The following is a 24,024-nucleotide window of genomic DNA, read 5'->3' on the forward strand; positions in this document are numbered from 1 at the left end:
GCATTGGCGCCGGGCCAGCATTATCTTGTCGCCCCTTCGCTTCCTACCCCCTAGATGTTGGGGTGGAAGGCGCACTGCGACACAATCACGGAAGCACCAGAGGCCGAGCGTGCAGCCCCTCTCTCCGCTACCTGAAACAACCTTTATCCGCCTCCCGTCAAGCCTGAATGCAGCGCCCTGACGGCTGGCCAGCGACTCCAATCCCGGACCAAGCAGCTGTGCTAGGAATCGACTAGAAACACAACATATTGTGTTGACAGTTCATCCAGCCTGACTATTCTTCCGGGACGTCGACTCCACCTGGGAAGGTCGGGTCATCCCTTTTTTGCGACACCGCATGCGCCGGCCCGCCGGGGCATGCTTCATGCAGTCATGTAGTAAGGAATGCCCGGGCTCACCCGAGCCCGGCACAGAACGAATACCGCGACCAGAGAGAATCCGGAGCCCCCATGCAGAACCAATCCACTCGCGAGAACCCGCTTTCAGCCGATACCCCGGATCTGGCGGCCACCGCCCCGGGCCAGCTGCGCGTGATCAAGCGCAACGGTACCGTCGTGCCCTACACCGACGACAAGATCACCGTTGCCATCACCAAGGCCTTTCTCGCGGTGGAAGGCGGCAACGCCGCCGTGTCCTCGCGCATCCACGACACCGTCGCGCGCCTGACCGAGCAGGTCACCGCCACCTTCAAGCGCCGCATGCCCTCCGGCGGCACCATCCACATCGAAGAGATCCAGGACCAGGTCGAACTGGCGCTGATGCGCGCCGGCGAGCAGAAGGTCGCCCGCGACTACGTGATCTACCGCGAAGCCCGCGCCCAGGAGCGCAAGAGCGCCAGCGTTGCCGGCGAGATCGCCCAGCCGCACCCGAGCATCCGCGTTACCCGCGCCGACGGCAGCCAGCAACCGCTGGACATGGGCCGCCTGCAGACCATCATCCGCGAAGCCTGCGAAGGCCTGGCCGAGGTCGACGGCGCGCTGATCGAACGCGAGACCCTGAAGAACCTCTACGACGGCGTGGCCGAGAAGGACGTCAACACCGCGCTGGTAATGACTGCCCGTACCCTGGTCGAGCGCGAGCCGAACTACAGCCAGGTCACCGCGCGCCTGCTGATGGATACCCTGCGTGCCGAAGCGCTGGGCTTCCTCGGGGTCGCCGAAAGCGCCACCCATCACGAGATGGCCGACCTCTACGCCCGCGCCCTGCCGGCCTATATCGAGAAAGGCGTCGAGTTCGAGCTGCTCGATGCCAAGCTGAAGGACTATGACCTGGCCAAGCTGGGCGCGGCGCTCGATCACGAGCGCGACCAGCAGTTCACCTACCTCGGCCTGCAGACCCTCTACGACCGCTACTTCATCCACAAGAACGACATCCGCTTCGAACTGCCGCAGATCTTCTTCATGCGCGTGGCCATGGGCCTGGCCATCGAGGAAGAGCAGAAGGAAGTGCGCGCCATCGAGTTCTACAACCTGTTGTCGTCCTTCGACTACATGGCCTCGACGCCGACCCTGTTCAACGCCGGCACCCTGCGTCCGCAGCTGTCCTCGTGCTACCTGACCACCGTGCCGGACGACCTGGGCGGCATCTACGACTCCATCCGCGACAACGCCCTGCTGTCCAAATTCGCCGGCGGCCTGGGCAACGACTGGACCCGGTGCGCGCGCTGGGCGCCTACATCAAGGGCACCAACGGCAAGAGCCAGGGCGTCGTGCCGTTCCTGAAAGTGGTCAACGACACCGCCGTGGCGGTCAACCAGGGCGGCAAGCGCAAGGGCGCGGTCTGCGCGTACCTGGAAACCTGGCACCTGGACATCGAGGAATTCCTCGAGCTGCGCAAGAACACCGGTGACGACCGTCGCCGCACCCACGACATGAACACCGCGAACTGGATTCCGGACCTGTTCATGAAGCGCGTGTTCGATGACGGCCCCTGGACCCTGTTCTCCCCGTCCGACGTACCCGACCTGCACGACCTCACCGGCCGCGCCTTCGAGGAGCGTTACGAGTACTACGAGGAGCTGACCAAGTACGGCAAGATCAAGCTGTTCAAGACCCTGCCGGCCAAGGACCTGTGGCGCAAGATGCTCTCGATGCTGTTCGAGACAGGCCACCCGTGGCTGACCTTCAAGGACCCGTGCAACCTGCGCAGCCCGCAGCAGCACGTGGGCGTGGTGCACAGCTCCAACCTGTGCACCGAGATCACCCTGAACACCAACAAGGACGAGATCGCCGTCTGCAACCTGGGCTCGATCAACCTGGTCAACCACATCACCGACGGCAAGCTGGACGCGGCCAAGCTGGAGCGCACCGTGCGCACCGCCGTGCGCATGCTCGACAACGTCATCGACATCAACTACTACAGCGTGCCGCAGGCGCAGAACGCCAACTTCAAGCACCGTCCGGTGGGCCTGGGCATCATGGGCTTCCAGGACGCCCTGTACCTGCAGCACATCGCCTACGGCTCCGATGCCGCCATCGACTTCGCCGACAAGTCCATGGAAGCCATCAGCTACTACGCCATCCAGGCCTCCTGTGACCTGGCCGACGAGCGCGGCGCCTACTCCAGCTTCGAAGGCTCGCTGTGGTCCAAGGGCATCCTGCCGCTGGATTCCCAGCAGATCCTCATCGAGCCCGTGGCCAGAAATACATCGACGTCGACCTGTCCGAATCGCTGGACTGGGCGCCGATCCGCGAGCGCGTGAAGAAAGGCATCCGCAACTCCAACATCATGGCCATCGCGCCGACCGCGACCATCTCCAACATCGTTGGCGTGTCGCAGTCCATCGAGCCGACGTACCAGAACCTGTACGTCAAATCGAACCTGTCCGGCGAGTTCACCGTGATCAACCCCTACCTGGTCCACGACCTCAAGGCCCGCGGCCTGTGGGACCCGGTGATGGTCAACGACCTCAAGTACTACGACGGCTCCGTGCAGCAGATCGAACGCATCCCGCAGGACCTGAAGGACCTGTACGCCACCGCCTTCGAAGTGGAAACCAAGTGGATCGTCGAGGCCGCCAGCCGCCGCCAGAAGTGGATCGACCAGGCCCAGTCGCTGAACCTCTACATCGCCGGCGCCTCGGGCAAGAAACTCGACGTGACCTACCGCATGGCGTGGTTCCGCGGTCTGAAGACCACCTACTACCTCCGTGCCCTGGCCGCGACCAGCACCGAGAAGTCCACCATCAACACCGGCAAGCTGAATGCCGTGAGTTCGGTGATCGACGAAAGCCTGAGTGCTGAACCGAAGCCGGCACCGGTACCGCAGGCCTGTTCCATCGATAACCCCGACTGCGAAGCCTGTCAGTAAGAAAGTCGCGCGCATCTGAACGGCGGCTGCGACGTTGCCCGGCGAGTCGGCCCCCATTGCGTACATCAGTACGCTCAGGGGCTCCTCCTGCCGGGCGCCTTGCAGCCACTCGCTCAGCTGCACGCTCGCACCGAGTGGCCTGTTTCGTAGGGTGGATGCCGCTTTCCGCATCCACCGATGCGACCCACTCATGGTCGACCGCGACCAACAATTTCCGCGCTTTTGCGTGCACAACCAAAAGCCACCCATACATCCGACCGGCCATGCCCGGTCCCCAATCAGGAGCAACCGCACATGCTGAGCTGGGACGAATTCGACGAAGAAGAAACCACCACCGCCGCGCCGGCCACCGCAGCCGCGCAGCCGGCGAGCCAGACCGCCGCCAAGCTGGACAACGAAGCCGCCGGCTCCGTGGAAGAAGCCCGCGCCGTTGCCGCTGACGACTCCGACGCCATCGCCCGCGCCAAGCGTGCGCTGGACGAACTGGACGTGCGCGAAGGCCTCAACGAACTGGAAGGCGAAGCCGCCCGCGTGCGCGTCGACGAGAAGCGCATGATCAACGCCCGCGCCGACCTCAACCAGCTCGTCCCCTTCAAGTACGACTGGGCCTGGCAGAAGTATCTGGATGGTTGCGCCAACCACTGGATGCCGCAGGAAGTGAACATGAACGCCGACATTGCCCTGTGGAAGAGCAAGGACGGCCTCAGCGAAGACGAGCGCCGCATCGTCAAGCGCAATCTCGGCTTCTTCTCCACCGCCGACAGCCTGGTCGCCAACAACCTCGTGCTGGCCACCTATCGCCTGATCACCAACCCGAGTGCCGCCAGTACATCCTGCGCCAGGCCTTCGAAGAGGCGATCCACACCCACGCCTACCAGTACTGCATCGAGTCGCTGGGCATGGATGAAGGCGAGATCTTCAACATGTACCACGAGATCCCCAGCGTCGCGAAAAAGGCCAGCTGGGGCCTCAAGTACACCCGTTCCATCTCCGACCCGACCTTCCAGACCGGCACCCCGGAGACCGACAAGCAGTTCCTGCGCAACCTCATCGCCTACTACTGCGTACTCGAAGGCATCTTCTTCTACTGCGGCTTCACCCAGATCCTCTCCATGGGCCGCCGCAACAAGATGACCGGCACCGCCGAGCAGTTCCAGTACATCCTGCGTGACGAGTCCATGCACCTGAACTTCGGCATCGACATGATCAACCAGATCAAGATCGAGAACCCGCACCTGTGGGACGCCGAGATGAAGGACGAAGCGACCCAGATGATCCTCCAGGGCACCCAGCTGGAAATCGAATACGCCCGCGACACCATGCCCCGTGGCGTACTCGGCATGAACGCCGCGATGATGGAGGACTACCTCAAGTTCATCGCCAACCGCCGCCTGACCCAGATCGGCTTGAAAGAGGAATATCCGGGCACCACCAACCCGTTCCCGTGGATGAGCGAGATCATGGACCTGAAGAAGGAGAAGAACTTCTTCGAGACGCGGGTGATTGAGTATCAGACGGGTGGGGCTTTGAGTTGGGATTGATACCAGTTTGAAATCACGCTAGATTCACCCAATACCTGCCATGGATGTTGGGGTTCTTATAAAAAAGCCCCGCCTAGTGCGGGGCTTTTATTTTACAGAAACGGGAAAAATAATGGCAAAGGTTCCAGGCACCAAAAAAATAGTTAAATTCTCAAAAGAAATAAGAGGCTCTTTTGGCCGTTTTAAAACAGAACATAGCTATAGCCTCTATTATTTGACCACTAGCATACCCTCTTCAGAGACCTCACTTTTAAGTACCGCTTCTGAACTTTTCAAGACTGACAAAACTGATTTTGAAGAACTAATTCAGCGTGACATTGACTATAGCCGCGTAAGAAACATCGCCAATAAGTACCTCAGCCAAGGTAAAGACAGGGTTATCTTCTTCCCTCCTTTATTAGCCTCCCTTGTACTTCTGGACAACGAAGGCAATATTCAAAAGCAGTACCTGACCTATGAAGAACTCTTTCATACTGATGAAGAGATAGGCGAAACCCTTAGAGGGACATGGGATCACGACGGATTCCAGCTTGACCTTCCCGAAGCAGACGAAGATAGCTCAGAGCGAAAAATTCTCTGGAACGGCGTGGAAAAGCACTACTACGACTTTGCGGCAATGCTACGCATCAACCCCAGGCGCGCAAAGCTTGTGGTTCTTGATGGCCAGCATCGTCTTGAAGCCATTCGTTTAATTCAAAAAAACGAAGACCAAAAGCCTATACTTAGCGACATTGAAATTCCAATCTGTATCGTATGGCCACCAGATGCAGTCAAACGAGATGGCAGCAATGAATTAATGACTCAAGATTTTAGGGAGCTATTCGTTAGAATAAACTCGGAACCCAAGAGAGTTAGCGGTCATTTCATCGCACTACTGAAGGATGACAGCTATTCAGCCATGGCTACAAGGAGGCTTGCGGATCTATTTAAGTCAATAAATTTTCCAGGATCGTGGAATCGCTTACATCTACTAGAATGGAATACTCGAGAGGATGAGCGTGTTGAAGTTCGCACCAGAGACTTCTCAGTAACAACTATTTCCATAGTTGCAAGGGCACTGAGCGAACATCTTTTCTCACAAGGCTTGGCGTCAGAGTTACTTTTCCTTGATGAGAGAAGTGAAGAGTTCCAAGCAGTAGATCCGGAATTTTCATGGGATGGAGTGCTTGATAGAACACAAAAAACTAAAATCGATGACATTCTTAAAAACCAGATCGATACCTACCTAGTCAAAGCCTTAGAGATTCTATTCAGAAAGCCAAGTCCTTACCAAAAACTGGAGACAGCTTTAAATAGTGCATTTGAAAAACTAAATAACAAGGTTAACGAAAACAACAGCTCCTTCATCGGCCTAAAGAAAACCCTAGACTCATACATATACAAAGAAGATGAAATCTTCGAGGAAAGTACAAAAAGCGCATACTCTGACTTTAAAAGCTGGATAGCTTATGATCAGAAGGACAGGATTTATTTCCTCGCCGTTTTTCAACAAGCGCTGATCCGACATTTTCTAAATATCGCGGCAGTCGCAATAACCTACGACATAAGATTACCAGACGTCGCAGAGGCCGCTATCTTGAGCTTGGAAGAGCTTGCATTAGTTAGCAAGGATAGATTTCTAGGATCCGAGCGAAAGTACACACGTAGAATGCTATGGCGAAACGAAAACGTTAATTTTGGCTCAATCTGGGCAAAGCAAGCCTGGCTAGACATCCTAGGCTCTACGCTACTCCACAAGCAATCTAGGTCTGCACTAGTGAAGAGCTTGAAAGATAGCCAACATCTAGATCAACATCAGGCCAACGAGTTAGACGAAAAACTTATTGAAATGGGCATTAAGCATGCTGGAGCCTACAGTGCACGACTACTAGATGAACTTAAAAAAGAAACAAAACAAACTCTGGATGACTTTTTCCCAGAAGACAAAGCAAATCAACTGAGAATATTAAAAGAAACAAACAAAGAAAGAATTCAATGCCCAAATAAACAAAAAAGCGGAAGCGAGGCATTTTGACGCAATCACAGAACTTTCAGATCAGCTCGGTGTAAAAACCGAGGAGTTACTTAATGGCACCGATAACTCTTAGACCTTGGACAGATGGCGAGCAGCTAGACAGGGATTTCTTTCCCGTCTACTGCCTTGAAGGAAATGAAGAAAAGCTAATAACTAATCTTCAGAATATGGACTGGTACCCACAAGCTTTTTCAGTGCGTGGAAATGCGGAAGAACATCTTGAATTTTCTGACTTAGTTCTATCATGTACGCTTAGCCACGAGACCCCCTATCCGCATTTAGCAAACCCAAGAAACCAACTAGCAACAGCAATACTTCCTAGCTGTACTGAATTGTTAGTAGGTCTAAAGCGGCTTGACTCAAACCTTATTCACCGTAGCTGCGAAAGAATTTTGCAAAACATCGCTGATTTAAACCCCAAGGTTGTACCACGCGACTTTGTCCGGACGATAAAATTTATCGAGGAGTTCTGTTGCGAGTGCTTAAAAACCCTTGATTCAAACTCCCCATATGCACACGGCAATAATAATAGTGACTTTAAGAGCTGGTGGATCAGAGAGCCCTTTATTATAAGAAAGCTAAACGAGACCAAGAAGAAGCTCAAAACCGAGTTTGAAGAAACTCCACCCGGCCTACTAAAAATACAGCAATGGATTGATAGATTTATTTCTCGCCTAAGCAGACTACATGCTACTCCGCCAACGCCAGACAATGTTTCTAAGTCAATACTGGAAAGTTCTGCATACGTAACAGCAATAGCAGAGCGCCAGATTATTGACGGAAACGCAGCTCATGCTATTTTGCTTATACACAGAGCTGCAGACTTGATGCTATTTTCAATCTGCGTGAGAAACAACATAATAACTGTTGCGCAATACGGCGGAAAATATACAAGCGGATATGAGCCTCAAGGAAAAAACACTGTAACTCTAATGCATTCCTTAAGCTGCCTAAAAAATACAATAAGCGACCTCCCTAAATATTCATCAACATTCGATGAATTAAATCAATGGCGCAATCTTCTTATGCAAACTCACTATATGAGCAATTTATTTGAAGACAACGCCATGCAGTTATTCAAAAACACTCGAGCACGACTCTTAAAATTAGGCGGCCCAGAATGGAGCGCCTCATTTAAAACATATCTAGAAGGCATAGATATCCATATGCCTGACATATTAGATCCCTGCCAAAAACTCCTCATCAACCTTAGGCAAATTTAAAACCTTCTAAACCAATTCCATCCAGTTAAAATTAAATCAAGCCGATCAATGACTGGGCGCAACCTTGGAATTCAAAATATCTATAATTCTTCTACTCAAAGTCTTAATTCAGGCAATCCAGGAGAAACAGACTTTTAGCTGGGTAATTCAAGAAAAGCCTCAACCATAAAGCTATCCTCCTTGCCAGCAAGATAGGACAACCCCCTATGCAAATGGCGCGCGCACACCTGCCTAACATCGTCAATTTTAGTGCTCAGCTCATCCTGCCGAGTACGGAGCAGGAGTAGATTCAAATAAAACTCTTCATTCCCGCCTGTGAAGGTACGCCAATCTATCTCAATACCATTAGCAAAGTTAAAGTCTTCCTCTGGTGGAGTAGACGGATTGGCAAGCGAAATACAAAGCGCATGCCGACATATCGAGTTGTAATGTTCGATCCCCGTCTTGCGCTTGAGAGTGGAGAGCTGAATCTTGGCGGCAGCGTCAGGCGAATTCGGTCGATCATAATGCGGCTTCTAGCTGGAGCTGATGGGCTTTTACGCTTGCGATGCTGTGGCGGCGCTCGTCGTCAAAAGTAAGTGCATATTCGCGGCTCATATGCTGTTCTAGAGCAGTATGCACGCTGCCTTCCACTTCTTCGTCAGTGGAAAGCACCAGCACTTGGTGCGATACCTTGGCGAAGAAATTATGGATCAATGCCTCACGGTGTGCGCGATCCAGACGAGCCAATGGCGTGTCCACCACCACGGGGAAGCGCCCTTTGCGCTCACGGATCAATGCACTGAGCACGGCGATAGCCAGGATCTGCCGCTCACCGGCAGACAGGCGCTCCATGGCCAGGCTATGCCCGTTTACATCCTCAATAGATACGGCGTAGGTTTGCGGCTCAATCAGTACACGAGAAATCAGGTTGCGCTTACGCAGCAGTTGCTTGAACTCGGCGGAGATCATCTCCGACAGCCATTGCGCCTTCGAGGCCAACAGCCGCTCACGGAATACGACCAGCGCCTTCTTGGCGCGCTCTGCGGCTTCAAAGGCCTTGAGCTGGAACTCGCTTTCACGTGACTCGGTACGCAGTTTTTGCCGAGCAGCATTCAGACGACTTTCGACATGCTTCTGGCTTGTGTGGGCCTCTTCCAGGCCACGCGCCAACTCTTTCAATTGCAGCTCTGCGCTGGATACCGCCTGGGTATAGGCCTCCATCCGCGAAAACACGTCGGCTAGCTGCCCTTTCTCTGGAATCTGATCAACCGCTTTCTGAGCCTTGTCGACCTCGTGCTGAGCCTGTTCGACAGCCAGCTGCGTCTGTTTGAGTCGGGCCTTGGCCTGTTGCAGGCGCGGCTCTATCTCGGCAGGGTCACCGCCCGGTAGCAGCAGCGGCTCATGTTGCTTAGCTACCTCCAGAGCTTGCAGATCCTGGGCAAGCAACGCGGCCACTGCCTGCCTGGCTTGTGGCGCTTGAGTTTCGAGCAAGGCCAACACGCGCTGATCGCGCTTGCTGAACTCATCGCTTAGCAAGGCCGCATGCTGCGCCTGTTTATCCTGTTGCCACTGGGCCTTGTAGTTGTCCCATAGCGGCCCCAACCAGGCCAGCGGCAATATGGGGTCTTCGAGTGCGGCCACTCGCTCGCTCTTCGCTGTGGCGTAGCGCTCCTGGCACAGTTTCAGTCGTGCCTTGAGCTCTGCGGCCTGCTGATAGGCGTGCAGACCGCTACGTTGCGCTTCGACCGAGAAGGTCTGCAAGGCACGTTGGGCATTGTCCAGATCGGTTCGGGCTGCGCCCTGCTGTTGCGTCAGCAGAGCAATACGCTCGTTGATGGCATCCAGTTGCGTCTGGTGCTGTTCAAGCTGCGCTTGCACTTCGTTAATGTCGCCCGATATCGACTTCTTGCCACCAGCGCGCCTCTCGACTGCCTTGAGATCAGTAGCCAGCGCATCGATGCCGCCAAGCCCCAGAAAGACTTCCGTAGCGCGACGCAGCAATTGCGGCAAACGCTCTGGATTGGCCAGCGCCTCGATCTTCTCGCCGTCGAACAGGAACAGATGAACCAGCTCGACCGGCAGAATGCCGTTGATGAAGTCATCCCACTCTTCTGCCAGCGCGATATCTTCACGGCTCTGCTGGTATACGCGGAACACCTCACGGAACGACGCGCCCTTGACGATCCACTCGCGGCGGATCGTCAGCACCTGGCGTTCATCGCCGCGCTCGATGGTAAGGATAATTTCGATACGCGAATTGCCCGTTGCATCCTGACGCTGCAAACCGGCAATGAGTTGTTCGTACTCGGAACGCCGTGCAATGTTCACGGCTTTGTAGCCATACAGGCCAATTTGCAACGCAGTCAACAAAGTTGTTTTGCCGCTGCCGTTAAGGGCCTTGATAAGAATGACCGGGCGCTTTTCCGCAACGCTGAAATCGAAGCTTTGCGGTTCGCGGAATGGCCCTAGGTTCTCAATGGAGATGTGATTAATCGTGAGTTTGGCCATGCTTATTCTTCAACTTCTTCTTCGACCAGCGGGATCAGCTCCAGCTCTTTGTCTTCGCCAATCTCTTCCTCTTGGCTCGCCTCATCACGCGCTATCTGATCGCGGTGGCTGAGCGCGAACGCCAAGGCTTCCTCTTCGGTGCGAAAGGCATTGGCCTTGAGTACGGCATCAAGTCGATCCAGGTGCAGCGAACGCTTCTGCGACTGCATGGACTGGAACTGCACGGCCAGCAAATTGCGGGTGAGCCGGTACAGGCGGTCAGCCGCTTCTGGATCGAGTCCGGCGGCTATTTCTCTCAACAGGTCGAGGTCTTCATTTTCAAGCGGGTGTTGTTCCAGCTGTTTACCTGGATACGGCTCACCGAAAACGCGCTCATAAATCTGTGGCACCAAGTCTTCGATTTCCCCCTTTTCCTCGACCCAAATACGGCGAATGGCGTCCATCTCATCGAGCGGGATCAGCTCGATCTGATCATGCCCTGGCACTTTTGCGTCACGCACGGTTTTCTGGGTACGCAGCAGCTCTTCCAGCAAGGTGGCGCGATATTCCTGAAGGTAAGGGCCGTGAATCAGCTCATCACGCTCGTTCATGACCTTGATCCGGCCATTCATGCGCTGGAAGTCGCGCTTGTCCCAGTCCTTGATAGTCAGGTAGGTGTTGCGGAAATCCAGAATCGGCTGCATCCACGACTTTTGCTCGTCGTTCTGAATCATCGCGGCCATGGACTTGTCCTGCGACACCATGGTGCAGACATAGCAGCCAAAGCGACTATCGCCACAGCTAGGCGTGGATTTGTCGACCACCACCGGGCACTCGGCATCGGGCGTCGCGCCCTTGTAGATATCGAAGAGGTCCTGGTTATCGACACCCCACGGGTTCGGCTCGGTGAGGACGTACATCCACACGTCATCACTGGTCCAGGTTTCAATCGGCAGATAAACCCAGACCCGCGATAACTTAGGGTTGGCATTGCGGCTCAAGCGATCACGGGAGCTGCCGCTGTAGGCGTCCATCACCTTGTCACGCGCCGCGCTCTCTCCACGGCGCTGGCCAAGCACCAGAATCGCTTCGTTGTTGGCTTCGGAAAGCTCCTGGATGAATTTCTCGGAAGCACTGATCTTCAGGCGATCCGTGCACCAGCGAAAACGGTTACGCGGAGTCGGGTAGCCCTTGCCGATCAGATTCACCCAGAAACGGCTTTCCAGATCGGGCGTCAAGCGATGCGGACGGATCGGCAGGCCTTGGCGTTGGGCCTCGTATTCCATGGTGCGCAGCGAGCTGACCACCCAGGCGGCAATCACCGGGTTTTCCACCAGCGTGTCGGTGCTGATGACATGGATATCCTTGGTGCGCTGCTCGGCCGGCAAGGCCGCTACCGCTTTCCAGATCAGTTGCAAAGAGGCTGTCGAGTCCTTGCCACCGCTGTAACCGACGATCCACGGTAGGGAGTCGGAACAGTACAGCGACTGGATTTCTTCGATGATGGCCTCGGCTGGAGTGCTCATGTGGGCTTCCGCTTAAAACTCAAGATCTTTCCCGCTGGGCAGCGAGAAAGGCATTTTCAATTTCCTGTTCTTCCTGGGTCAGGGGCAGACCCAGGGAGCACTTGATTTGGTTGCAGGTGAGGGTGACGTTCTGGCTGTTCTTAGTCATGCGCCCGCCGGTCATCGCCCTGCCTTCCCAGGTACCGATGTTCTTGCGCGACCAATCGATATCGCTGAGCTTGTTCAGCGCCTGCTTCAGGTCGGACTGACCGTTCAGGTAGACGTACTTGCCAACACGCCCAAGCGCCTGGAGGACGATTGCATGGGAGTGGATGAAATCTTGTCGAACCTCCCCCGCCGTCATCTTGCCGTTGCGCACATGTACCCACTCGGGGATCAGCTCGCCAACGGCTTCCCAGTAGTCCAGGCACTTTTGGGAAGCGCTGGTGAAATCTTCCAGCTCTTTCTCGCTCAGCATCTCCAGGATGGCGAAATGCAAAGCGCTCAATGTGAACAGCTTGCGTGACCGGGCTGAAAGAGAGGAACGCTCGGCCTCGATCAGGTTGCGGAACACTCTGGATGTCAGCCCCAGGTGCTTGGCGACATTCGCAGCCGCGCTACGGTGGTCATACAGAACCCCCAGCGAGGGAGACGGTTTGACCGCATGCCGGTTGAGGTCGGCGAACATCTGCTGGCAACGCTGCAAGCCGCGATCATGGAAGAACACCACCGCGATGGTTTCGTCACCCAGCTCAGGCTTGGCCTCCAGCGCCTGTTCGATGGCAGCCCGTCTGTGCTGACCGTCGTTGACGATGAACCTGGCATCCAGGTCGACCTTGAGGGTGCCCATACGAAAGCTGTTGGTATCGCTCGTTCCAACCGGCTCGAAAGCTACCTTGCCGTCGATGGATGCCGTGATGGCGGAGAAGGTGTAGCTGTCCGGGTTCGCCATAATGTAACGGGCGATCTCTGGCACACGAGACTTGTTGATCGAGCGCTGGGCACGCAGCTCGGGCATGAGCTCTTCGTTGTCGAACACGAACAGCTTCGCCAGCAGCCGTAGGGGGCACATCGAGACGTAGAATTCTCGTCCCGCCTGCACGCCGCGGATTGCCGGAAAGGTATAGGAGAAGGCGCTGACCATAGGCCGAAACCTTAGCATGTTTGTGTATTTCAAGACATACAGATGTCTGGTTTCACACGTACAAGCAAGGTCTGTGCGATGGGCGGCGCATTGTGGCTGAAAGCCACTGCATAGGGCCAGCTACCGCGCCCGACCAGTCATCTGTACCCTCCACCCATCGGTTCCAGTTAGACTCCATGCGAGGGAAAACGGTGGCCGAAGACGATGACCAACGAAGCCGAGCTAGAAGCTATCAAGCACCAGAATGCCATCACGCTGGAAAAGCAGAAATGGCAGTTTAGAAAGCAGGAACTGACTTTTCTGGAGGCAGGCCAACATCTACGAGCCTCAATCAGCAGCTTTGGCAAGTACCGGGCATGGTAATAGCTATTACGGGAGGGATTTGGTATGGGGCTCTATCCATCCCTGACGAAAGAGCCAGATCGTTAGCCCTCTTGTTTGCTGCGACAGTCAACTTAGTGACGATTATGATTATTTGTCGCCTTCGTACAATTATCGATATACAAATAACCCTTCAGAACAACTTCAACAAAATCAAACGAAAACACGGAAAAAACATAGTTGTCTGGTGTTGGACATTTCTCCTCCTTGCCGCATCCATCCTCAGCCTGCTAGCAGCTGTATATTCACCAACAACGACTACCAAACCCCAAAGCTCAGGCACTACCAACAATTACTTACACCCTGAAAAAATTGAAAATCATAAAAAATGAGCAACCATCTAAGTAAGCCATGGAGCATTTACGACCAGCACAGTGATCATTTCTTCCAGACTTACAATAAAATCTATTTTTCCAGCGTTCACAGGCCCTTTATAAAGTTCCTGCCAAAACAAGCAGCAGTACGAGTTCTCGACATTGGCTGCGGCTCAGGAAGAGATGCCAGAGCTTTAGCTAAACGTGGTTATACTGTCACAGCGGTTGACCCAAGTACAGAGATGTTGCGCCTGGCTGAAGCGCGCGATGTAGAAAAAAGGATTATATGGAAAAGGGATGCACTCCCTCAGTTGCTATCCTTAGGGAACACGTCCTTTAGTTTTATACTTCTCAGCGCCGTCTGGATGCACATCCATCCCCAGCAACGCGACAGTTCAATTAAAAGAATTTCAGAGCTTTTAGATGACGATGGCCACTTAGCCATCACGTTAAGAATCGGCAATCAAGATAAAAATCGAATGATATATACCGTAACATTAGAAGAGCTTTTAACACTCTCATCAAAATATGACCTTCACCCCATCTACATTGGCCGATCAACTAAAGATTCCTTTAATAGAAGCGAGATCAGCTGGAAGAAAGTAGTTCTCAAAAAGTCGAAAAAGCCCTAATGCACTCCTTATCTGTAAACCTAGGTTTGTCGTCGCATTCAGCCATTTGGGGATGGACTACAGTAGCCACGTATTTCTGGCTGACTTCAAGCCCCAGCGGTTTGAAAACAGAGAATCGATCAAAGACGATCAGATCACCCGCTCATTTATGTGTTTTTAGCCGCCGCGAGAATCTCACGACGGTTATTTCCACGTTACAGACGCACCTCTCCTGCGCTGGGCAGCAAATGCCAGTGGGCCATCCACAGATTCGACAGGGCAAACAGCGCCACCATTTGCATGTCATTCTTGGCCAATCCGCAGAAGCGCACCGTGGTGTAGCCGAACTGCCGCTTGATCACCCGGAACGAATGAACTGGTAGCCTGGGCACTTCTCTGCGCAGGTATAACCGGAATCGGCGGCGGTCACCACCACACTGTACACTAGGACCGACTCTTCGTCGGCACCAATGTGGGCTTTCGTGCCGAAGTAATACTGGTTCCCTTTCTTGGCTTGATGCATCTCCAAGTCACGCTTGTCGTCCTGATTTTCCATCAGGTCGCCAACCCCTTTCACGGCACCACCTGATATATCTCGATTAGGAACAACTTCTTGCGGGTCTACTTGCGCTTGCTTGTGTGCCTGACGTCGGCAAAAGCCACTTGCTTCATCGGGATACTTGGCAACGGGATCGACTTATTTCACCAGATTCGGGAAGTCTTCCTCAGAGCCCCTTAAAGTAACCCCAATTCCACAACTATACCTGACAATACGCCCCTGATTTTTATCTAACTAAACAGAGCGTCAGCAGACAATATTGTTTGCAGCACTTATCAATAACGACCCACCACACCTGGCAGGTCGTTATTCACATGGTTACGCCGCCAATTCTTGATTCTGCAATTGCTCTTGATCTACAATCCCAACCGCGGCAAGTGATACTTTGTTGAGTTTAATCATGATAGCCACAGCCCTTTCCACTCCCACTTGAATGGGAGGGCCATATCGTCGGATAACCAAGCCCTGACGCCTGAGCATGCGCTCAACCCCTGGGACCGTTACCGTCACAAACTCAGAGACTCCTTGACTAACACCAAACTCAAATACTTTTCTTATCACTTCTAGCGTTATGTCCGAAAATGCCATCGACCTGTTTTGCTCGGCGATAATAGCAAACCTACTCAATTCCCAAATGCTCGCTGCTTTTGGTGCACACTGCCCATAAAGAAGCTCTGGAAATGTATGTTCAAGCATATAGGGGCGCACAGTCGGTATGATCCTCCAACAACCGCTGACTCTATTATCTATTGATCTGTTAGCAATTACATAATAGGGGTCAAGCGCGTCGTACCCATCTAGCTCCATACCGTCAATGACCTGTACTTCCCACCCCTTTTTATGCTTAAACACCTCAGCCCTCAGGCTATACATTTCGCGCAATTGGATTTCGGTAAACTCCGTACGCTTCCCTATCTTTACATACATAGCCAGCACCTCGCGTAGAATGAAGGCGCACATTATTCAATCTGAATAAATAGGGACAGCTATCAATCCTGATAGCTTACTTACTGAAGTACAGAGAGATAGAGTAACTTGTTTAGCAGGAGGTGGTACATGCAAAACGTGGGAAAGCGGGCCAATTTAATAATTGAGCGCATGCGAAGCCTGAGGTTATTAAGAAAGCAAAGCCAAAGCGAATTCTGGATGAAATTTGGCATCAGTCAAGCCGGAGCAAGTCGAATTGAATGCACCAGTCAAATATCTTCACCGGTATTACTACTAGCAGAGCTCTATCTCGCAGGAATTATTGACGACGAAGATCTCTATCAATATTGTACTTACTCCCCTCGCACACCTACCAACCACAAAACCACTGTCGCACCATGCCTAAACCGAAGAGCAACCATCAAATAATTATATCTCCTCCCTGTATTGCTCTTACAACCGCCAACCCTTTGGAATCAACACCATACTTCCTCCGTACATTTTTCAAATGAAAATTAATGGTTGCTTCACTACACGACAAAATTATTGATGTTTCCCAAGCGGTTTTACCTACAGCACACCATTTTAGTACCTCGTATTCTCTGCGCGTTAGGTTCACCTTCTGCTTCTGATCTAGCTTGAGCAGCGCTGTACTGCTGGATATAGCGTAATCTCTAAGCAACGAGGCTATTGGCTGATAACGTTCAATGTTTTTTGTATAATTCATCCTGTCTGAAAGAGTAAATTTAAAGCTTAATAGGCCGGTTTCGCCCCCCGGCCCGTGCAGAGGCAAAGTGATTCCTTGAATCAAACCGTAGGCCGCAGCCTCTTCATAGAATGCTAACTGCTCAAACGTCTCATATATGCTCCGGTCCCAGAGGATTGGTAAAGCTGAAGCAAAACTCTTCTGAACTACGGGATCGACAGAAGCATACCCATTTTCGTCGTATTTCTGACGCCATTCACTGGGATAGGTGCTGAGAATTATCGCATTGTCATTAGGAGCCAGCTTCTCCTTTTTTAGCGCGAAGAGAACCTGCTCTGCATTGACACTTGCGGATAGGCGAACAAGCTTAGAGAACCACTCCGTCAAGCTCGTGGCAGTTAAGAGTTCGGAAAAATCGTACATATAGGCTCGCTATCATCTGTCTATGGGCATGTTTGCTCCAACAGACATCTCATAGCGCCGTTAGCGCTGATACTACTAAAAGCTGTGGAGCCATTTGCTGGCTTGCTGTCATAGTTCAATTAGCATAGACGCGTAAGGCACTTGCAAAATGCAGCCCTGTTCTGAAGCTTTACTCGCCAATTAGACGCAGAGAACACGAAATCAAAGAATGCAATTCCGAATGAATCCGCATACTTGAGCACAAGTTTTAACGAATACACTCAAAACACAACGCCTGCGCGCCTAAAATCTGCTCGGATAGAACTAACAACACAGCTATGGTCGAGAATGCTCGCCCCAGCTCGCTGTGCATATACGACTAATGGCTTAGACTAGCCATCTCCATAGATTCAAAGCCACGAATTGGCCTAAGTAGTCGCTCTAAGAAATAGCCGATTCAAGAGGGATCAGGTGACTCCTGAGATTTGATTGTGCTGATCATGCCACGTTACTGAGAAATAAAAATGGCCGCAATCATCCAGCTTATCCGCTAATGGCCACGCTGTGCCAGAGCGCAATCGTTGACGCTATGTGGATCATACGCCGAGTCTGCTCAAGAACAAGGAGGCAAGCGTACCCCAGAAACGCACCAGATATGCCAAGATCGAAAAGCATCCCGAGCATGAGATCGTCACCGTCACAAACCATCTGCAACAGCCACAAGAAACATGGCAAGCTCTGGGCACCGAAGGCGCACGATAGAGAAAGCCAAGAAACAGCTAGAGCCAAGATCGCCCATCCCAGATGATCAAGCACCAGTTCGGCCACACCAAAGTACGCCAGCATGTGCTGGCCACCGCAGGTAAAGCTCGTCTGAATGCGAAAAGGGAGTGCCGCGACTACCCGTAGCGGCTATGAACCAGGAAACGCGGATGGTTTGGGGATTCTGGATTGATTGACCACATCCAAAATCGCTGAAGGAGGAAGCCAACATATGGCTATTTTTTCAAAACCAACCACAGGTGGCACAAAAATAATAGCTTAGAGAGGCATCATGGTTACTAAATCGCTTTCTGGCTAGCACCTAATAATATTGCCAAAATAACCAGAACCATGCCTAAAAGCTGGCCAAATGACAAAATCTCACTTAACACTCCGAAACCTATCAAAGCTGCGCTGATAGGCATCACGCCAGTAAATAATCCAGCTACGCTTGCCGGAACCTGCGAAATCCCCCTATACCAAAATAGAAATGAAAGAACACTTGCAGTGATAGAATAAAATACAACCCAACCCCAAAGCTCTGCAGATGGGCCAGTCCAATTGAATCTTATTGCTTGTGGAATAGCTAAAGGCATAAACAAGATAAATCCAACAACATTAACGCCAAACGCCATACTCCACGGATGTACTGTAAGAGATAAGTGTCGAGAAAAAACAGCAAAAATTGCCTCAGCCAAAACGGCCCCCAGCACCAAGGCATTCCCTAGAACAGTCATTGTGCCGGAGAAAGCAGCATCTTGTAGGTTCAAAACAGCTATACCAGTAACCGCAAAAATAATTGCTACTATTCCTCGGCCGTGTGTTCGCTCACGCAACCATACCCAAGCCAACAGAGCTATTAAGGATGGAAGAGCGCTTGTTATAACCCCTGCACTCATTGCGGTTGTATACTTCACACCATACAACATAAATATACTAAACAAAAAACAAACCGAAAAAAGATTGAATAAAAAGCCCACGCCACGCATAGAAATTTAGCCCCCGTCGAAATGACGACCGAAACATCCCAGGGAGCAATACCACGCTAGCAATGAAAAATCGCAAAACCGCAAAAAGAAAAACAGGAAGCTCTAAAATCACCAGCTTTCCAATGGCAATATTAGCTCCAACCATAAACATAGAAATAGCCAAACAAAAACAAGCAAACACTGGCAATCCAGAGGCACTCTTATGCATTTCTTTTCCATTGATAGCAATGTTTTACAAAATATATAATTTCATACTTACTGAAGCCACTATCAAAAAGCCAGACCTCAAATCTCCAAGCCGCAAATCAAAATTACCGCGAATAAATCTGCATTCTACTGTGGTCAACTAGCGTGAACCAAGAATTTTCGCTCCCACTCTTACTATTGTAGCACCATATTCTATAGCCGTTAGATAATCACTACTCATCCCCATGCTTAACTCGGGAAGATCAAATCGCTCCTGAATGGCTTTCATTTTCGAAAAGTAAGGGGCAGATTTTTCACATGCAGGAGGAATACACATAACGCCGGATATCTTTAAGGCATACTCATCAACACACTGCCGAAACAAGCGCTCAAAATGCTCCGGAAAAACCCCCGACTTCTGAGGCTCCCTTCCAATATTTACTTGAATAAAACATGACAAATTTCGACCTTGCGCAACAATTTCGCGTGCTATCCGGGCAGCAGCTTCTACTCTGTCTATAGACTGAACAACATCAAACATCCGGACGATATCTTTGATTTTTCGTGACTGCAGGGCACCAATATAATGCAGTTTAGTATCGGGGAAATCCTGTAATAAAGAGGGCCATTTCCCAAGCGCTTCTTCTAATCTGCTTTCCCCAAAAACCCTATGCCCCTCAGCTAATAATAGGCGTATTCTATCAGCCCCTTGAAATTTTGACACCACTACGAGGCGACATTTAGGCTTTAATGTTGATGCTGCTTGGATCTCATTTTTAACGGAGTGATAGTTTTCAAGAATGCTTTGCATCTTCGAGTACCTCAACACCATTTTCAGTTACGAAAATCTTGAGCACAGTTTTGACATGCAGTCCGGTTGCTTCTAATACTCTGGCCACACCGCCATTTTCAACCTTCTCAACAACACAAATAATTTCGCTAACCTCAGCCCCCGCAGCCCGTATTGCTTTGACAAGGGCTATCAAAGCTCCTCCGGTACTAATAGTGTCATCAATAATTGCAACCTTATCCCCAGGCACAATCCCATTCAGATATAAGACCCCCTGGAAATACTCCGACTCCAACTCAACTTTTACCTCATTGTAAGAATCTAGACCATAGGGGTACCAACGCGCAATCGCAAGTGGAGTATTCGACATCACTGAAACCAAGGTTGCTAAGGGGGCACCCTTATCTTCCTCAGTAACTATTTTAGTTACTTTTAAATCTCCGACTTGCATTACAGCTAAGGCAGCCTCCCACAAAACCGTTGGCCTAAGAGCCGGAAGCTGATCCGTAAATTCGTTTACAGTTGTTAGGTGCTTCCCTGACTTCACAACTCTTGCCGCCGCATATACGCTTTTCAGAAGCATTTTCATACCCTCGTATCATAATTAACTTACTGAGTATTCAGGATAAACACCAGACCAACGACTTTTATACTTCCAAGAGGAATCAAAAAATAAAGTTATAACCACCTTACTTTGAAGCATGCGGCACAATTCTTCACAAACAAGCAAATTCGCTCCACAGGTAGGTCCAATCCCTAGATTTTCTTCCACAATAAATTGTTTCATTCGACTCCAAGATTTCTCCCCATTGACTATCACTATATCATCCACAACCGATTCATTTGTATTGCTAGAAAGCACACCCGCCCCCAAACCCATCATATTGTGTGGAGTATGCGTAAACTCCATATTATTTTTCTTCGCATACAAAGGCGCTGACTTATCGACCTCAATACCTACTGTACTTATGTTAGGAAAACGAGACTTCAACACTTCCGATACCCCCGAAAAAGTGCCACCAGTTCCGATTGAGCACACAAAATAGTCAGGAACAACATCCTCCGACTCAAGGTATCTGACAATTTCATTGCCGCATTCTATCCATGCAGCCTTATTAAGAAGATTTGAACCCTGATCCAGAAAATAAATCTCCCTTGGATCTTTTTCCCTAACAAAATCCTGGGCAGCCTGAACAGCCCCATTCAAGAACAACGATTTTTCCGTCTCAAATAGTTCCGCACCATATTCGTATATCTGGGCTTTACGCTCATCAGTCATACCCTCTGGCATAAATATTTTTACATCATATCCTTTCTTTCTTCCAACCCAGGCAAGAGCGGCTCCACCATTACCGGTCGAGCAGTCAACGAGAGTCATCCCTGGCCTTATCTTCCCCTCAGACTCTAATTTATTTACCATATACAAGAAGGTCCGATCCTTATGACTTCCCGTTGGATTCATAAACTCGCATTTTGCAAACACAGTATTTCCATTTAAATTAATACTGCTTACACGATGCATTGGCGTATTGCCAACCTGGTCAAGCTCTAATTGCTTAGACATAATTCCACCTTCCCCTTTCTTACTGCCCGGTTGCGATCTCCTACCGGTAGGATCTAGCCACTTAGGCCAAGTAGTTCCTAGCAAGATTAAAAGTATTAGAATATTTTTATATCCTTTCACCTTAGAGTTTCGAATGTTTCATCATTCAAGGCCTGCTGCAACCTACCTAATCTGATAGGATTTCCTTAGTGCTTTGGGCATATCGATTAGCCTGAAGATATTTGGCATACCAGCCAAGTCACTGCGAAGCGGTAGCGATGACAGCAAGCGGCAGGCAGTGAACAAATTAGAGTTTGTTGCCAATGATCCATTAGCTCTAACTTGTCAGCTTTTCCTACAGCACAGATGCAGCCGGCGCGAGCTAATCGACAAATCCTTCACTGAAGCCATTCGCGATGAATAGAGGAGGTATTGAACCCTTGGCGCGGATCGCCACTCCTGACGCAACGTGGTTGTTACAGCTCCGGCATCCACTGATCGTTAAATCATTTATACGGATTGCTGGGACTTGAGCACCTTGCCAACCTTGAGGCCCGGAAAGGCGCTTGGCAGTGGATGTCTGAGTTGCATTAGGACAACATGCCAGCCGCTGGACGAAACTCATCGAGCGCGTAGTCGACTGGCCACGATCCAGCTTCCATCGGGCTTTATGACAAGGCATCTATACGATCGACTGGTGCGGTTACGGATGAGCTGAGGTCATCGAATGATGATGTAAGCGAGGATATCTGGAAGAAATACGTGGAAAAGCTTCGCCGTTTTCCACCCTACGCTGCGGTGAACTAGCCAGTCAGCTCACACAACCCACCCGGCACCTTCATCACCCACTCCCTCACCGCCCGAACCGTCGGATCATCCCGACGGCTCTCCGGGTACACCAGATGAAACGGCTTGCCCTCCATCTCCGGCCCGAATGGCTGCACCAGCCGCCCTTCCCTCAGTTCATCCTCAATCAACTGACGGCTCATCAAGGCGACGCCCTGCGCGCCGATGGCGGCGGAGATGGCGTGGGTCTCGTCGGAGAAGACCAGCCCGGCACTCACATCCAGCCCCGGCACGTTGGCGAGTTTCTGCCACGACGCCCAATGAATCGGCGCGGACAAGGCGGCTTGCGCACGGAAATGGATCAACGGGTGTTTGGGCAGCTCGGCTATATCCCGCAAGCCGAGGTGCGGGCTGCAGACAGGGACGAAGGTGTTATCGAACAGCTTCTCCGCCACCAGCCCGGGCCAGCGGCCGTCGCCGTAGCGGATGGCGATGTCGGCCGTGACGCCATCCAGCGCCACCGGCTCGTGGGAGGTGTGGAAGCGCAGGTCGATATCCGGATGCGAATCGCGCAGCAGGCACACCCAGGGCACCAGCCAGCGCACCGCGATGGCCGGTGTGGTGCTGAGGGTGATCGCCTGGCGGCAGGGCTTCGCGCTCAGGCGTTCGACCGTGGCGCTGATGCTGTCGAAGGCGGCTTCCAGCGTCTGTTGCAGCTCGCGCCCCGGGTCGGTCAATTCCAGCTTTCGCGGTTTGCGCAGGAACAGCGCCACGCCGAGCGACTCCTCCAGCGAGCGAATCTGGTGGCTGATCGCCGTGGCGGTAACGGACAGCTCTTCCGCAGCCTGTTTGGCGCTCTCGTGCCGGGCGGCCGCCTCGAAGGCGCGCAAGGCGGAAAGCGAGGGTAACCAACGGTGCACCATGGCTGAGTTTTCCTCATCTGTAGCCGGAAGAAATCGTCGTTTGTCGCCTGTAGAGCCTAACCCTAGGCTGACTCTGCCGTGAATGACAGATGAATTCTTTCACAGAGGAGATTCGCCATGACGCACCTTCTGCACCTCGATGCCAGCGCCCGCCCCGGCCTTGCCGGCAAGGACGAACACGGTTCCCACAGCCGCAACCTCAGCCAGCGCTTCATCAGTCGATGGTTGGCCCGTCGTCCGCAGGATGGCGTGACCTACCGGGACATCGGCCAGAACCCGCCCTCTTTCGTCAGCCACGACTGGATCGCGTCGGCCTTCACGCCAGAGGAGCGTCAACAACCCTGGATGAAGGATGCCCTGGCCGAAAGCGACAGGCTGGTGGACGAACTGCTGGCCGCCGATGTGCTGGTCATCGGCACGCCGCTCTACAACTTCGGCATGCCGGCGGCGCTCAAGGCCTGGATCGATCAGGTGGTGCGCCTGAACCGCACGGTCGGGCTGGACGACAGCAACCCGCTTGATCCCTACGTGCCCATGTTGGCGGATCGGGAGCGGCACGCGGTCATCCTCACCGCCCGGGGCGGCGTAGGCTTCGGCCCCGGAGGGGCGATGGCGCATATGAACCATCTGGAGCCGAACCTGGCGACCGCGCTGGGGTTCATCGGCATCACCCGCATCCACCAGATCGCCATCGAGGGCCAGGAGGTGGGGGGCGAGCTGCTGGCCAATTCGGTGGCCGAGGCGCTGCGTCAGGTGGATGCGCTGGTGGCGGAACTGCAGAGCACCATCGCCGCGCCACGCCCCCGCGTCAGCCAGCGCCAGGCCGAAGCGAGCTAGCGAGCCTGGATGGCGGCCGGACGAGGCGAGCGAAGCGGCGTTCGGTCGCCGCGACTGGGCGGAGCCTCCCGCTCATAGGGGCGATATGGAACCGACTTCCCTT

At 52.5% G+C, this 24,024-nt stretch carries 18 protein-coding genes and 3 pseudogenes; 9 read left to right on the plus strand and 12 right to left on the minus strand.

Features of this window, described 5'->3' with window-relative positions; all coding sequences use genetic code 11:
- Positions 1 to 449 precede the first annotated feature (449 nt).
- The 4 genes and pseudogenes from BAY1663_RS07815 to BAY1663_RS23470 all read left to right on the plus strand — a co-directional run bounded on the left by BAY1663_RS07815 (position 450) and on the right by BAY1663_RS23470 (position 8,087).
- Positions 450 to 3,309 (plus strand): annotated as a pseudogene (locus BAY1663_RS07815) (ribonucleoside-diphosphate reductase subunit alpha).
- A 294-nt stretch (positions 3,310 to 3,603) separates the two neighbouring features.
- Positions 3,604 to 4,850, plus strand: a pseudogene (locus BAY1663_RS07820) (ribonucleotide-diphosphate reductase subunit beta).
- Between the two features lie 40 nt (positions 4,851 to 4,890).
- Positions 4,891 to 6,864: a DNA sulfur modification protein DndB gene (locus tag BAY1663_RS23465; RefSeq protein ID WP_128576148.1), complete on the plus strand. Its 1,974-nt coding sequence runs from the start codon at positions 4,891 to 4,893 to the stop codon at positions 6,862 to 6,864.
- 53 nt (positions 6,865 to 6,917) lie between these two features.
- Positions 6,918 to 8,087 carry a hypothetical protein gene (locus tag BAY1663_RS23470; RefSeq protein WP_128576150.1) on the plus strand — a complete coding sequence of 390 codons (1,170 nt, stop codon included), beginning with the start codon at positions 6,918 to 6,920 and terminating at the stop codon, positions 8,085 to 8,087.
- Between the two features lie 134 nt (positions 8,088 to 8,221).
- Here BAY1663_RS23470 and dndE read toward each other — a convergent pair whose 3' ends face one another.
- Genes dndE through dndB form a run of 4 tightly spaced genes read right to left on the minus strand, consistent with a single transcriptional unit; the run spans position 8,222 to position 13,205 of the window.
- Positions 8,222 to 8,557, minus strand: coding sequence for a DNA sulfur modification protein DndE (dndE, locus tag BAY1663_RS25845; RefSeq protein WP_218186654.1), 336 nt, complete (start codon positions 8,555 to 8,557; stop codon positions 8,222 to 8,224).
- 31 nt (positions 8,558 to 8,588) lie between these two features.
- A complete protein-coding gene (gene dndD / locus BAY1663_RS07825) occupies positions 8,589 to 10,577 on the minus strand; it encodes a DNA sulfur modification protein DndD (RefSeq protein ID WP_037039230.1) in 1,989 nt (662 codons plus the stop codon).
- A 2-nt stretch (positions 10,578 to 10,579) separates the two neighbouring features.
- Positions 10,580 to 12,082 (minus strand): DNA phosphorothioation system sulfurtransferase DndC, encoded by a 1,503-nt coding sequence (dndC, locus tag BAY1663_RS07830; protein ID WP_037039232.1) that lies wholly within the window; start codon positions 12,080 to 12,082, stop codon positions 10,580 to 10,582.
- Between the two features lie 19 nt (positions 12,083 to 12,101).
- Complete coding sequence (gene dndB / locus BAY1663_RS07835) at positions 12,102 to 13,205, minus strand: DNA sulfur modification protein DndB (protein ID WP_164838437.1); 1,104 nt, start codon at positions 13,203 to 13,205, stop codon at positions 12,102 to 12,104.
- Between the two features lie 204 nt (positions 13,206 to 13,409).
- Between dndB and BAY1663_RS24435 the strand changes: the two genes are divergently transcribed.
- Positions 13,410 to 13,568, plus strand: a complete 159-nt coding sequence (locus BAY1663_RS24435) for a hypothetical protein (protein ID WP_164838438.1) — start codon at positions 13,410 to 13,412, stop codon at positions 13,566 to 13,568.
- Between the two features lie 346 nt (positions 13,569 to 13,914).
- Positions 13,915 to 14,532: a bifunctional 2-polyprenyl-6-hydroxyphenol methylase/3-demethylubiquinol 3-O-methyltransferase UbiG gene (locus BAY1663_RS23480; protein ID WP_128576152.1), complete on the plus strand. Its 618-nt coding sequence runs from the start codon at positions 13,915 to 13,917 to the stop codon at positions 14,530 to 14,532.
- A gap of 194 nt (positions 14,533 to 14,726) precedes the next feature.
- Here the strand turns inward: BAY1663_RS23480 and BAY1663_RS23485 are convergent.
- Both BAY1663_RS23485 and BAY1663_RS07850 read right to left on the minus strand, forming a co-directional pair.
- Positions 14,727 to 15,064 (minus strand): annotated as a pseudogene (locus BAY1663_RS23485) (IS5/IS1182 family transposase); the annotation flags it as partial.
- Positions 15,065 to 15,388: 324 nt separating this feature from the next.
- Positions 15,389 to 15,997 carry an acyl-homoserine-lactone synthase gene (locus tag BAY1663_RS07850; RefSeq protein WP_037039254.1) on the minus strand — a complete coding sequence of 203 codons (609 nt, stop codon included), beginning with the start codon at positions 15,995 to 15,997 and terminating at the stop codon, positions 15,389 to 15,391.
- Between the two features lie 171 nt (positions 15,998 to 16,168).
- Here BAY1663_RS07850 and BAY1663_RS25850 point away from each other — a divergent pair, with 171 nt between their 5' ends.
- Positions 16,169 to 16,426 carry a hypothetical protein gene (locus BAY1663_RS25850; protein WP_371257593.1) on the plus strand — a complete coding sequence of 86 codons (258 nt, stop codon included), beginning with the start codon at positions 16,169 to 16,171 and terminating at the stop codon, positions 16,424 to 16,426.
- Here the strand turns inward: BAY1663_RS25850 and BAY1663_RS23495 are convergent.
- The gene (locus tag BAY1663_RS23495) at positions 16,419 to 17,126 is read right to left on the minus strand and encodes an autoinducer binding domain-containing protein (RefSeq protein WP_128576154.1); all 708 of its coding nucleotides are present in this window, start codon (positions 17,124 to 17,126) and stop codon (positions 16,419 to 16,421) included. The two genes, BAY1663_RS25850 and BAY1663_RS23495, sit on opposite strands and share 8 nt — an antisense overlap.
- A 1,040-nt stretch (positions 17,127 to 18,166) precedes the next feature.
- The gene (locus BAY1663_RS23500; RefSeq protein WP_256206601.1) at positions 18,167 to 18,856 is read right to left on the minus strand and encodes a DMT family transporter; all 690 of its coding nucleotides are present in this window, start codon (positions 18,854 to 18,856) and stop codon (positions 18,167 to 18,169) included.
- Positions 18,857 to 18,918: 62 nt separating this feature from the next.
- Here BAY1663_RS23500 and BAY1663_RS25080 point away from each other — a divergent pair, with 62 nt between their 5' ends.
- On the plus strand, positions 18,919 to 19,206 hold the full coding sequence (locus BAY1663_RS25080) for a hypothetical protein (protein WP_256206602.1): 288 nt from the start codon (positions 18,919 to 18,921) through the stop codon (positions 19,204 to 19,206).
- Here BAY1663_RS25080 and BAY1663_RS23505 read toward each other — a convergent pair.
- From BAY1663_RS23505 to BAY1663_RS07860, 4 genes are all read right to left on the minus strand, one after another.
- Complete coding sequence (locus tag BAY1663_RS23505; protein ID WP_164838439.1) at positions 19,203 to 19,853, minus strand: YggS family pyridoxal phosphate-dependent enzyme; 651 nt, start codon at positions 19,851 to 19,853, stop codon at positions 19,203 to 19,205. The genes BAY1663_RS25080 and BAY1663_RS23505 overlap by 4 nt on opposite strands.
- Entirely contained in the window at positions 19,837 to 20,421 is a 585-nt protein-coding gene (locus BAY1663_RS23510) for a phosphoribosyltransferase family protein (RefSeq protein WP_234462123.1), read from the minus strand. Before BAY1663_RS23510 ends, BAY1663_RS23505 begins: the two co-directional genes overlap by 17 nt.
- Before the next feature lie 15 nt (positions 20,422 to 20,436).
- Positions 20,437 to 21,396, minus strand: coding sequence for a cysteine synthase family protein (locus BAY1663_RS23515; protein ID WP_128576158.1), 960 nt, complete (start codon positions 21,394 to 21,396; stop codon positions 20,437 to 20,439).
- Between the two features lie 782 nt (positions 21,397 to 22,178).
- A complete protein-coding gene (locus BAY1663_RS07860; RefSeq protein ID WP_037039242.1) occupies positions 22,179 to 23,084 on the minus strand; it encodes a LysR substrate-binding domain-containing protein in 906 nt (301 codons plus the stop codon).
- Between the two features lie 117 nt (positions 23,085 to 23,201).
- On the opposite strand from BAY1663_RS07860, the gene BAY1663_RS07865 reads away from it, so the two are divergent.
- Entirely contained in the window at positions 23,202 to 23,921 is a 720-nt protein-coding gene (locus BAY1663_RS07865) for an FMN-dependent NADH-azoreductase (RefSeq protein ID WP_037039244.1), read from the plus strand.
- Positions 23,922 to 24,024 lie beyond the last annotated feature (103 nt).

This window comes from Pseudomonas sp. BAY1663 (assembly GCF_000582595.1).
GTDB classification, from domain to species: domain Bacteria; phylum Pseudomonadota; class Gammaproteobacteria; order Pseudomonadales; family Pseudomonadaceae; genus Stutzerimonas; species Stutzerimonas stutzeri_AF.